The sequence below is a fragment of the uncultured Microbulbifer sp. genome (assembly GCF_947504145.1).
Classification (GTDB): domain Bacteria; phylum Pseudomonadota; class Gammaproteobacteria; order Pseudomonadales; family Cellvibrionaceae; genus Microbulbifer.
The window spans coordinates 655,341-667,047 of record NZ_CANNGQ010000001.1 but is presented as its reverse complement, the minus strand read 5'-3'; the positions used below and the strand labels follow the sequence as shown (position 1 = coordinate 667,047).

The window sequence follows — 11,707 nt, the reverse complement described above, 5'->3', positions numbered from 1 at the left end:
CATCACGCAGAAGCTTTAGCGCCGGCAAAGGCTTCGAATGCTTCCGCGACACCGTTGAGCACACCCGCGAGCTCCGGAATATTCCGGATCTCCTGCCACCAAGCCGAAAACGCCGGAAACTCACAGAGTACAGCACTCTCTCCCACGCCACCGGTGAGTAGCTCGAGGTACAGGATGCTGGGCGCCAGTGCGACATCACCCAGGTCAAGGCAACGGCCCGCGATCGGGCCTCGGGCCTGAATCAACCGCTCGCCCTTAGCGAGCTCCGCGCGCAATGCCGCTTCGGTATCTTCACCGAGGGCTTGCCCGGCCAGCGCGGAGCGGAACAACGGAAACAGCGCGTTGGGGGAAAGGTGCAGATCCGCGTAGCGCGCAAGCTCACTCATCCGCGCGCGCGCCAGGGCATCTTTCGGGCTCAGTGAACGACTGGAAGTCGATGTTTCCTCCAGGTATTCGAGAATCGCCCAGCTCTCTCCCAGGCAGCTACCGTCGTCCAGCTCCAGAATCGGAACTTTGCCCAGGGGAAAGCGCTTGAAGAACCCCTCTGTGCGCAAAGCTTCGGGGGGCGGCAACACCTCGATCGGAAGCTGCTTCAGCCGGATCAATGCACTGACTCGGGCGCCATAGGGGGAATGGGGAATACTGTAAAGCTTCAAAGTTCGGTCCTCAGGTCAGCTGATCAGGTGCAGGCCATAGGCTGCATTGGCCAGGAGGCCAATCCAGATAACGTACACGAAGGGACGGCAGGCAGCGATGCTGTTGCGAATCGTCTGATTCGTCTGATCATCTGCCGATCCGGCCATTACCTTACCCCAAGCGGCAATAAAGCTTTTCAGGCGCACCCGAATCATCAAGCCGCAAAACACCATCAAGGCAAAGATGCCGAGTTTGATGGCCAGCCAGTCCGCGGGAAAAATCGCATTGGTCGACAGGGCAACCAGGGCCACACCCAATAGCCCAACGATCAGAGCTACCCTCAGTCCGAAATCAAGCCGGGTCAGTGCAGGAATAAACGCATTACCGTGACTGAAGTGCAACACCGCCACCAGCACGAACCAGGCAAGACACAGCACCCAAGCCGCGGCGACTATCGATGCGGGCACCGAGAACTGACCAGTCAAATACGCCAGTTGTAAGCCCAGCGGCAATATCAATGGCATACAGAAACGGGGCCCCTGATCACAGCCCATCATGATGGTCAGCGCCGTGTTGCGCGCCTGAGGGCTGAGGTCATCGCGGGCGACAAAGCGGCTCGCATAAAAGGTGCCTAGGTCACCGCCCAGCCAGTAAACAAAACACAGGTTATGGAAAAACTTGATCAGTAGATAGATGCTCATTGTGACCGTTCAGTTATTATTTGTGACTTCATTGGTACCCGACTATATCCAGATGCGCTGGCCGGCAAATTGATAAAGGTCACAGGTAGATGCAGGTTAGCGGCCGAACATCTCATCTGGCCAGGTGCCCGTCATTCCGGCAAGCGCGACGTGCCAGTTGCCGCCTGTTGACTGGCCAGCCTGCCGCCAGGTATACGCCTGGAGCAATCCGTTTGACAGCCAAAAGCGCGTGTCCTCCCCGTATTGGTCTCCCAGGTACGCATAGCACCGTAGCGTTTGCGGCGTGGGTATCGGCGATGAGGGTGCCCGTGCATCGGGCGGGCTAGGCAAAGGCGCGCCGCAACTGCGAACCTGCCGCTGAGATACGGAGGGGCTCAGCAGCTGCGAGGTTTGCGCTGGGTCTTTGATCCACGGAATAAACAGCTCGACATCCAGTGCAGCGCCCCCACTAATGCCGGTCTGATCATTGGAGGACTGATCGATGCAAACCGGCACAGCGGAAAATACGGTACCGGTGAACACCCGGAGAAGCGGAAAGAAATTTGCCTCTCGGAAAGAGTGCCGCCGGGAACCGGCACCTGCCACTCGATGCAGGTAGTCGTGGCCGTCGGCACTGCGTTTAAAGAGCGCGGAAGCCACTCGCTGGCCACCCTGGCACCAGCGGATAAAACTGCGGGCGATCTTCCCTTCTCTGATTTCAGCGCTTACCGTGAGCGACAACTCCGCTGCCGGCACCCGGCGTTCACTCTCCAGCCACAGGCCATCAATGCCCTCATAGAGCCCCCAGTCCTCGCCAATGGGCTGCAAAACGCCATCGAGAAAGTAATCGTAGCGGCCACTGGCAAGCATTTTCCTGCGGTATGGAGCTGGGGCGTCGTTCATGGTCGGGACTCGAGCGGTAACAAGCACAATAACAACAATCGTCACCGAGCTGCGCTTGATTCGCGTTGAGCAAAGTCAATTACGCCCTTCTCTCACTCGAGTTACAGCATGGTCGCCTGTTCGATCTGCTCGGTCACGGCTTCCCCGTACAGCATGACCACCTTTTCTCTATCCGGGTCGCACTCAATGATCGTGCGCATAATTAACTCACGGCGCCGGATGCGATCCTCGACCTCACCCTCACTACAGATCTGTGATGCGGAACAGAGGTCCATCCAGTCTTGTAAATACGCTTGCGCGTATCCACAGAATTCCGCGACCTGCGCTTCCTTGACGCCATAGGCGAGCAACATATATGGCGAGGCAAACGCCCGCATATGTAGCATGCGCGAGGGTTCGGTAACCAGCGCAGAACTATCAAACCGCGCGCGGGTATAAGTATCCGCCGCCCGTTTGTAATGACTTCTGAAATACTCCAGGTTCAACATGATATCCATGTCGGGATACAGATCCATCGAGATCTGGCTCCCCTGAGGGGTAAGCATCCCCTCAAAGGAGAATCGCGGGATACGGTAGCAGGCCCGCGGGATCAGGTGCACATTGAAATAGCACATACCGGGCATGAAATTGAGAGTCAGAAAGGCCGCTTTCTCAATCACTTCTCCTCGATACACGCGAGCATATCCGGTGGCGCGCCCCTGAAGATTCTTGATCGACGATAACGACTGATATTCCGGGACCGGCTTCAAGCCCAATCTGGAGATCACCTGCGCTTCGATCTCTTCGCAACACTCTCCGATTTGGATTTGCGCATCCGTCACTTCTGCAGTTTCCATAACCATAAATCCTTTTTACGGGAAGACAACAAAGAAGAAAACCGGGCGCGCAAAAGCTTCACGCACCCGGCCGTATCAGTTACTTCAGTTTACCGCTTGAGCCTCAATATCTTACCGGCGGCGGGTAGGCCGAAACACCGGGAGAAGGCGCAGCGCCATCCACCCATTCGCCGAACAGGCCGCCTTTCAGGAAGTTTTTATCGTCACTGGTACACCAGCGTTCCACTTCCGCGGTATTCAGCGGCGGACCAAAGGGAACACCATAAACCTTGTCCCGCATATGGATAAAGCCCTGCCGACAGGTACCCAGCGCCGGTAGTACGGCAGCGGGACCAAACTGGAAGTTCACGTGCTGAGGCTCCAGTGCGTCTGGGCAGATCTGTCCTCCATACGGCTTGGCACTACCCAGGTAAACCGACTGGAATGGTGGCACGTCGGGAATGCCATCACCGGTGATATCACCATTGAATGAAGCGGCATCACAGGCATCCCTGGAGTAGCTCTCCGAGCAGGCAATAAAATTACTTGCCCGAGAAAAGTCTTCAGGTGCATCCAGATTGGGGTAGAACCCCGCATGGACACAAGCGCCCGCTTCGTATGTGATTTGTGGGATAGATGAATCCACCGTGAAAACATTCAGATACCCACTGGAATCCGCCACACCCAGTTCCTGCTTTGCCAGGCTGCAATTGGGCTCACCCACACCGCAGGCGGTCTGGGCGAAAATATCGGCCATGGATACAGAGCGGATCTCCGACAACATTTCTTCATCATTATCGAAGATCAGTTCATACCAGAAACGATCTGACGCGCGCTTATTTTTGAACTCTTTAGCGATCATTTTCGCCATAGTACGCGGCAGCGGCGATCCGGGCACCTTGTCCTCTGCCAGTAGTCCCAGCAGGCCTTCGACATTGGAGACTTTTTTGAAGCGGTCCCGCAGCGCCTGGGCGACAGACTCATCAGAGGTCACCTCGAGGAAGCAAGCGAGGGGGTCTGTTTCGTACAGCCGGTGCCACCAGCGGCAAGCGTCGTTTTCACCGGTCTCGCTGTAAACCGACTTTCCGCGGTAGAACGTACGCAAGGTATTGAAATCCGGAACCCCCACTTCCCGGGCTGAGCGCAGATCGATTGCCGCCAGGTCAATACCGGCATTGATCATACTCTGTGCGGCCACAACATCCCGCACACTGTCTTCGTAGATCAGATCGATATTGGAGGTAATCGTGCGGCTCATAGAGCGAAACACATTGGCAATACCCTGACCGGAGGCACTGTGAAGCGCCACATGGCTCACCAGAGTAAAGGGTGGATTGGGACCGCTCTGGGAAAGCCCCGGTACATTCTGCGTACCGAACTCCGGAATAAAGCTGCGGTTTACCACATCGGCAAAACTGGCCACCGGTGGCCCTGCTGGATCCGGGTATTCCAGCGCCACCTGAGGCTTGATGACGTTATCGCCATTCTCGTCAAACACCAGAAACTCTTTTGGCACCGAGCTGTGGGCGTACCGGAAAGCCGCGTTCCACATATTGGTGTTGGAGTCTGGGCTCACAAACGGGTTGTAACCCTGGTAGCTGCCGATCAATTCGTCAAACTGCGATCCCAATAACGCGGGCAAATACTCGTCAAACAGTATGTGCTGGTAAACCGCAATCACAAATCGGCGCGTCTTCTGGAAGAGAAACTCGTCCGCAGTCTCCGCTGACATGATTGACGTCACTCCCGCATACTTGTTGGCCATCTGCTCGGCAACGCGATTATGGTAGCGATGAAATGCGAGGTGAAACGCCATTAGCTGCAGGTTTTCCGAGGCGCGATCATCACCGGAGAGGAATTCATCCTGAGGATTGAACGCTCTGGTGGGGTCGTTCGGCCGCGGATGCGCCGGTATTTTGTCGGCTGTTGGCAGGAACTCATAGAGATCCACCTTCAACTCCGGATTGGGGCGGTAATGAACGGTTTTTGCATCGGGACCAAGATAATCATAGGTCGCCAACTTGCCCCCACCTACCGGAACGCGCGGACCAAAGGGATCCTGTGGATTGGGTGTGGAGCGCAGATCCGCGTTCACCGCCGCAGAGTCGCCATAAATAGATGAGAGGTCCAGCCACGCATTGATCTTGTTGCGAATGGCTTTTTTCTCGTCTTGTACCTCGTAGATCGCCTCCGGGTGCACAATAACCGGCGTGGACACCGCGCCAGTAAATGGCAGCAATGGATTGCGTGAGAACATGATTCGCGCAATCTCATTATCGATGGATTCAGGATTTATCACCCGAATGCCCGGCACATCATTGGCGTCGATGTAATCCTGAGCCGCCTCAATGGCAAAATCCCGCTGAGGCACTTTTACCGCACAGGGAACAAACTGAAAGTATTCATCAAACTGCGGCAGGCATTTGCTGGGGTCATTCGGGTGAACACCAAGCCACTGATACATATCGGCGCTGGTCGGATTCTGTGGATTTGCCCCCAGAACCAGGCGGGGCAAGGTATCCGTGTAATAGGCGTGCTCAAAGCGGTTCCGATCGATCTTTGACGCATCGTGGGTGACAAATTGCCCCATCCACAGCACGTTGTGTGACAACGCCGAGTCACTGTTCATGGAAATGCCAGTCTTGTTTGCCATCAGGGCGTTACTGATTGCCCGCTCGTTGATGGCCTCAACACCCAGCCCGCGCTCTTCGATCCACGGCGATACACCGTCCGCCGCATAGCGCGCTCCTTCAGTACCATGTGTGTACAGTCGATCTGCCGCCCCCCACTGCGGAAACAACAAGTTATTACAGGTGCCGTCGTAAGACTGGGCATCCAGTAACCCACACTGGCTCTCCGCATTGGCGCCGAGGGAATAAACCCCGAGCCCGGTTGCGATAGCCAGAGCGAGTCCTGCAGTATGCAGGTTCGTTATTTTCATAATCAGCTCCATTCTGATTTAAAACATTGCTAACTACCTCACAAACACTCGCCACCACTGCGGGGCCCATCACCGGCAACCAATTCCCATGTGACTTGGAAGTCGCTTTAATTGACTTCAAAGTCACCTTAAGTGTAAAAAAGAAGATGGCGGTTGAGATTTATCAACTTGCTGGCATAAATTTCACAACACAATTCGATCAAAGCGGTGAAGCGTGCACCCCTTCACACCAATGAGGGAAATAGAATGACAACCAAAGCGCCGGTCAAGAAACACCGAGGAAAGAGTGAGCCCCGCACGCCCGCCGAACGCCCCAGCGGCCGGCGCAACCGGGAACACACCGAGCAATTGCTGCTGGATGCCTGTGAACGGTTGCTGGTGCGCGATGGTCCGGACGGCATTGGGGTCAATAATGTGGTCGAAGAGGCCGGCGTCGGGAAAGAATTGATTTACCGCTATTTTGGCGGTCTGCCCGGTCTCGTGAAGGCCTGGCTGTTACGCAGCGCTAACTGGCCCACGGCTCTGGAACTGGTGGGTGGGGACGTTCAGGCGTTTGCCGAATTATCTTTGCGGGAACAGTTTCGAAAAGTGCAGCACAACTATATTTATGCGTTGCGCAGCCGCCCAGTCATTACACGCATAATGGCAAGTGAGTTGATGGCCGCAACAGAAGTGACGGTGATACTGGAAGACGCCAGTGACAAAATCGCGCGTGAGCTGACGAAAATATTCCGCGAGCTCGACCAGGGGGATCACGAAGACATCGTATCGCTTTCGTTCGTGTTTTACTGCATGACCAACTATCTGTGTATGCGAGCGGTCACCAGCCCCCACTGCTTCGGCATGGACCTGAGTAAAGACAAAAGCTGGCAGCGTATCGAGGGTACGATTGATCGGGTCATCGACCGCTTTCTGCCCTGAACCGATGGCGCCTAGCGATGACAGCAACTACCGATAGCACCGACCGATAGCACCTACCGATAGCACCTGTTATCAATAGGAAATCTGATAGGCATTTCCTATAGTGCCCGGATCTTTGGCCAACGCCAAAAGTGCATCCGCGGTATCCCGGGTGCTAATTTTCCATTTGATCGAGTGTTTTGGTGGCGTACCGGACCAGCGAATATAAGGTTTGGAGACATCGCTACCGACCAACTGTGGCGGGCGCAACACGGTCCAATCCATACCCGACGCGCGAACCAATTCCTCCTGTTTTTCCTTATCTTTCAGCACATACGGGAGAATAAATCGGCTTACCATTGCCACCACCCAATTCCCCTGCCCTTTACTATCACCAACCCCAAGGGACGACATCAATATCAGCCGCCGCAGCCCGGTTTTCTGCATGGCCTGCACCAGGTTCTCGGTGATATCGGCCAATGGTGTGGCATCCGTTTTATGGAATATACCGAGCGTTGAGATCACCACCCCCTTCACCGTCGCCAATACTCTGGCGATGGATTCGGTATCGTGCATATCCAGAGACACTTTCGTCAACCGCGGGTGCTGCGCTGAGATTTTCTCCGGGTAACGGGCGCAGGCCGTTACAGCATACCCTTCCTCCAATGCCGCTTTGACGAGCTGCGACCCGGTCCTGCCACTGGCACCGAGAATAATGACACGGGATTCACAGACAGCGTTCTGATCAGATTCCGGGACTGAGTGCACATTCGGGTTATCCATTTTCCCTACCCCGAGAAACTTCACCCAATAGCGCTACACGCTTGTGGGTGCGAAAAAAGACCGGTTGGAAATACACACAGGCTAAGTGCACTCCACCGGTCATGAACAGGAAGCAAAAATTTAGAAGTCGTAACTCACCGTTGCCCCATAAGACGGGCCTGTACCGGTGGCAACAATCATTTTGCTGAACTGGCTCAGCACAAACACACCACCCACATACTCTTCATCGAGAATATTTTTGCCCCACAGGCTGAACCGCCAGTGGTCGCCGGAAGAAAGCCCGATGTTGGCATTGGTGATAGTGCGGGCGCCGGTATTGGCAAGGTTCAGCGGTGTCACATACTGCTCGGACTGATAGTTGCTATCCAGGCGGGCACGCACTGTCCAGTCGCCAAACACCTGCGCCTGGTAGTTGATACCGACCGATCCCTGCCACTCACTGGTGCGCGCCAACTGGTTGCCACCCACATCGGAGTTGCCACACACGGTTGTGGTCTGCGGAGATTCCATGATCGGCATATCGCACTGGTAATTGATAAACAGGCTCGCCTCTTCGTAGGTTACCCCTTCGTCATAGGTGGGATCAGACCAGGACACCGCGAAATCGGTACTCCAGTGATCCCCGACCAGCAGGCGCCCATCCACTTCAAAACCGAGGGATTCTGCATCGCCGATATTGGCGATCAGTAGTGTATCCCCCAGCCCCCCACTGATCGGCGCCTGGGAGCCCTGTACGTCTTCCCAGTCGATCAGGTAAAGCGCGGCATTCAGTTGCAGTGCGCCATCGAGCAGCCAGTTTTTGCTACCCACTTCGTAGGTCCAGTTCTGCTCCTCGTCGTAGGTCAGATGAGCCTGGTCAGAGGTGTTGTTGAAGCCACCGGATTTCACACCCATGGCCGCTGAAGCGTACAGAAACTGGTCGTTGTTCAGTCGGTACTCGGCAGTGAGGCGCGGGGTAAAGTAATAGAAGTTTTCCTGGTCCTCAGGAGTCACAATTCCCGAAGGCGCAAAGCCTCCGGGGGCGATCCCGAAGCCGTCGGTCAGGCGCACAATGGACTTGTCCTCTTCGGTGTAGCGCATCTCACCGCGGAGGGTCAGGCCGTCGCTTAGATTGTAGGCGAGCTCGGCGAAAACCGCGGCGATGGAATCATCAAATTGCGTGTGTTTGGCCTGAGCGCCGTGCCATGCGGCAAGCATCTGCGCCGTGGAGTCACTGGAGCCGGCGAGAGGCGATGGCACACTGCCGTCTGCAGGCAGTAAACAGCCCTCTTCCCCACTGATTCCATAATCCTCACCGGGGTTCACCGGCGCACACAGTGGCATATACAGAGTAATTTCATGACTTTCGTCATCAATATTGCTGTAGAAAAACCCTGCCGAGCCTTCCCAACCTTCGCCAGAAAAGTTCAGTCGCAGCTCGTGAGAATCACTTTCCAATTCGGAAAGCGGGCGGCCACTGAAGCTGTTCACGTAGGCAAATTGAGGGATAACAATCGGAGGGCCGAAAGGCGGTGAAAACATCTGGGCGCCCCAGGGGGTCGTCACACCGGAAATTGGATCGCGGTCTGCGGAGCCACCGTTGGTTCTCGAGTCGCTGCTGGTCATGCCGAACAGATAATCGAGGCTAACGTTTTCATTAAATTCGTAGCTGGTCTTGAGGCTGACGACCTGTGTGTCCGCCACCGCACCAATGGACCGGGGGTCGATGGCAATGGCGTTGTGCCCGGTATCATCGGGTATTCCGGCCTGCGGTGGAGCGAGATTGTGCGGTGCGCTCGTGGGCATGGATGGCACTTCGCCACACCACCAGCTATTCGCGGTGACCGGGAACCCGAAGCTCGCCTGACGCGTCACCGAGTTACAGTTCATATCGCTGTATGTCGTGAAACCCCAGGCCACGTTGTTGACCCCGGAGAATGTATAGTAGGGTTGCGGCTCGCGCTCGATCTCCGCCTTGTAGTAATCCAGTTTGAAATTGAGTTTATCGGTGGGCCGAAGCTCCAGGGTGGCGGAAACGGTCTGGTCATCCCAGCCGCCGATATTACCCGTGGTACCCGGTCCAGGCACATCCACATCCGCAAAGGGGTGTGCGTTTTCTGTATGACCATCGTACTCGGAGCGAGCAATATTCAGCTTGCCCAGCAGCACATCGCCAATAATCGGGCCACTGACTCGAACCTTCACATCCTGCCGCTCATTGTCGCCGAGTGTGGCCTCAATATTGGCTTCGAAAGTTTCCGTGGCGGGGCTGGTAATGTAGTTCACCGCACCGGCGAACGCGTTGCGACCGTACATGGCGCTTTGCGGACCCTTGACGACTTCCACCCGCTCCATATCGATGAGGCCGAAGTTCATCATGCTCTGGCGCTGAAGGTGGATACCGTTCAGGAAAAAGGCGACGTTCTGGGTACGCGCAGTGGTGAAAGTCTGGGCCATACCGCGGACAACCGCGTTGCCGTTGGTACCACTGGTTGAAAAGCCCTCGTAGGTAAATCCGGAGGTGGCCGCAGCGATATCATCAAGACCTGTATAAGCGCGCTGTTTGATCTGCTCACCGGTCACCGGTGAAATGGAAATGGGTACTTTCTGCAAGCTTTCATTGCGGCGCCTGGCGGTAACCACAACTTCTTCAATGGCCTGTGCAGACTCGCCGGCTTCCTGTGCACTGGTCATTACAGGCATGCCCGCGATCGCGATTGCAGCCGCCAAGACCTGTTTCTTATATTTATACATCCCCTTGCTCCCTCGGTTGATATAACAACAACTGAAACATTTCGGGGCGAAAAGTCTAACCTCGGCTTACTGCATCGCCTCTATCTGTTCATTTCTATCGAAAAACCTCGCAACACCGCCATTTACAATCTCCACATACCGCTTGTTAGGCCGTATGTGACTTTTAATTCACAATTATTGACTTGAAAGTCTCATCAGTTCAATACTCTCAAGGCCGGGCAGTTTTGGCGAAGTAACTTTCTCAACCATCACCCCAGGACGAGGACTTCTCCGATGAGTCATATTCCGAATCTATTGCGACGCCTGCTTTCTAAAAATGACAAATATCAATTTGCGGAAGCAAACCACGGTAACCAGCAAAATACACAGCTCGACTTCACCAAGCCCCAGGACAATCTCTATGCCTTCGGCAAACTCTGGGCCACCTACGACAGCAAGCCGGTGTTTTCAGCCTTTCACGGCATCATGTTCGGGGTGGTGGGGAGCGAGCGTGCGCGCCCGCTGTTCGGATACTGTGGATTTGGTCAATTCCAGGCAAAGCAGCTGGCAACCGGCAACATCCGGTTGCGCGGCAAGGAAACCGGATACTTCTACGACCCGGCCAGCGGGGACATTTTGCGGGACTGGCTCAACCCGTACACCGGCAAGCGGGTTGCGGTATACAACTTCCTGAACGACCGAATCCGGGGCGAACTGACACCGGCGATGCCGAGTTTCGCCATGGGCGAAGCTGACGATGCCCCCACCCTGATGAACGAGGCCACCGCGATCCAGAACCCCGACGGCAGCTTTCCGTTTATCCTGCCCTGGCAGCGGTACGCGCAGAACCTGACACTGGAATGGGATTACACCCACCGCTACCGCAACCCGGTATCCGCCGACCTCTGGCCCGAGGCCAGTACCGGGCCGTACATCAACCCCTCCGAGCACTTCACCTTCTCCACACCACTCGCCGAGATTGAAGATCGCGATACCCCATCGGCGAGTTTCAACTGCGGATTCTCTCGTATATCCCCCTGGTGGCCCTGGATGAAAATGGGAAAAAGCGGCATTGATGGTGTGCTCTTCGGGCGCATGAACTCCCACAAGTCCAACAGCGGCCTCGCCGATATCCCGCGCAAGGTGCTCGATTTCACCGAACGCCATCACCCCGAGTACCTGGAGCCCTGTACCGACTGGGACAGCGGCCACCCCATCGGCACCTGGGAAGCCTACGCACGCGATGTACCGCCCGAGGTAGCGCCGGCGTAAACCGGCCCGGCACAGGTTTTTGATATTGATCAATGTGCCCCACACGCCAATTACCTAATTTGCCC

At 55.7% G+C, this 11,707-nt stretch carries 9 protein-coding genes; 2 read left to right on the top strand and 7 right to left on the bottom strand.

Translation table 11 applies throughout. The features are described 5' to 3' along the window. Positions 1 to 2 precede the first annotated feature (2 nt). From Q1A74_RS03045 to Q1A74_RS03025, 5 genes are all read right to left on the bottom strand, one after another. Positions 3 to 656 carry a glutathione S-transferase family protein gene (locus Q1A74_RS03045; RefSeq protein WP_299592266.1) on the bottom strand — a complete coding sequence of 218 codons (654 nt, stop codon included), beginning with the start codon at positions 654 to 656 and terminating at the stop codon, positions 3 to 5. A gap of 15 nt (positions 657 to 671) precedes the next feature. Continuing rightward, entirely contained in the window at positions 672 to 1,337 is a 666-nt protein-coding gene (locus Q1A74_RS03040) for a hypothetical protein (protein WP_299592264.1), read from the bottom strand. Positions 1,338 to 1,433: 96 nt separating this feature from the next. Further along, positions 1,434 to 2,219 carry a hypothetical protein gene (locus Q1A74_RS03035; RefSeq protein ID WP_299592262.1) on the bottom strand — a complete coding sequence of 262 codons (786 nt, stop codon included), beginning with the start codon at positions 2,217 to 2,219 and terminating at the stop codon, positions 1,434 to 1,436. 101 nt (positions 2,220 to 2,320) lie between these two features. Next, the gene (locus tag Q1A74_RS03030) at positions 2,321 to 3,055 is read right to left on the bottom strand and encodes a hypothetical protein (protein ID WP_299592261.1); all 735 of its coding nucleotides are present in this window, start codon (positions 3,053 to 3,055) and stop codon (positions 2,321 to 2,323) included. A gap of 103 nt (positions 3,056 to 3,158) precedes the next feature. Beyond that, positions 3,159 to 5,975, bottom strand: coding sequence for a peroxidase family protein (locus Q1A74_RS03025; protein ID WP_299592260.1), 2,817 nt, complete (start codon positions 5,973 to 5,975; stop codon positions 3,159 to 3,161). A gap of 246 nt (positions 5,976 to 6,221) precedes the next feature. On the opposite strand from Q1A74_RS03025, the gene Q1A74_RS03020 reads away from it, so the two are divergent. Continuing rightward, the gene (locus tag Q1A74_RS03020) at positions 6,222 to 6,896 is read left to right on the top strand and encodes a TetR/AcrR family transcriptional regulator (RefSeq protein ID WP_299592258.1); all 675 of its coding nucleotides are present in this window, start codon (positions 6,222 to 6,224) and stop codon (positions 6,894 to 6,896) included. Positions 6,897 to 6,968: 72 nt separating this feature from the next. On the opposite strand, the gene Q1A74_RS03015 is transcribed toward Q1A74_RS03020, so the two are convergent. Then, positions 6,969 to 7,658, bottom strand: coding sequence for an NAD(P)-dependent oxidoreductase (locus Q1A74_RS03015; RefSeq protein WP_299592257.1), 690 nt, complete (start codon positions 7,656 to 7,658; stop codon positions 6,969 to 6,971). 120 nt (positions 7,659 to 7,778) lie between these two features. Beyond that, on the bottom strand, positions 7,779 to 10,391 hold the full coding sequence (locus Q1A74_RS03010; RefSeq protein WP_299592255.1) for a TonB-dependent receptor: 2,613 nt from the start codon (positions 10,389 to 10,391) through the stop codon (positions 7,779 to 7,781). A gap of 273 nt (positions 10,392 to 10,664) precedes the next feature. On the opposite strand from Q1A74_RS03010, the gene Q1A74_RS03005 reads away from it, so the two are divergent. Beyond that, positions 10,665 to 11,642 (top strand): DUF1838 family protein, encoded by a 978-nt coding sequence (locus Q1A74_RS03005; RefSeq protein ID WP_299592253.1) that lies wholly within the window; start codon positions 10,665 to 10,667, stop codon positions 11,640 to 11,642. Positions 11,643 to 11,707: the final 65 nt, after the last annotated feature.

Bases quoted from the DNA above. Each gene is read 5' to 3' on its own strand.
- Q1A74_RS03020 (WP_299592258.1), top strand. From the start codon at position 6,222: ATGACAACCAAAGCGCCGGTCAAGAAACACCGAGGAAAGAGTGAGCCC.
- Q1A74_RS03035 (WP_299592262.1), bottom strand. From the start codon at position 2,219: ATGAACGACGCCCCAGCTCCATACCGCAGGAAAATGCTTGCCAGTGGC.
- Q1A74_RS03010 (WP_299592255.1), bottom strand. From the start codon at position 10,391: ATGTATAAATATAAGAAACAGGTCTTGGCGGCTGCAATCGCGATCGCG.
- Q1A74_RS03030 (WP_299592261.1), bottom strand. From the start codon at position 3,055: ATGGAAACTGCAGAAGTGACGGATGCGCAAATCCAAATCGGAGAGTGT.
- Q1A74_RS03025 (WP_299592260.1), bottom strand. From the start codon at position 5,975: ATGAAAATAACGAACCTGCATACTGCAGGACTCGCTCTGGCTATCGCA.
- Q1A74_RS03040 (WP_299592264.1), bottom strand. From the start codon at position 1,337: ATGAGCATCTATCTACTGATCAAGTTTTTCCATAACCTGTGTTTTGTT.
- Q1A74_RS03015 (WP_299592257.1), bottom strand. From the start codon at position 7,658: ATGGATAACCCGAATGTGCACTCAGTCCCGGAATCTGATCAGAACGCT.
- Q1A74_RS03005 (WP_299592253.1), top strand. From the start codon at position 10,665: ATGAGTCATATTCCGAATCTATTGCGACGCCTGCTTTCTAAAAATGAC.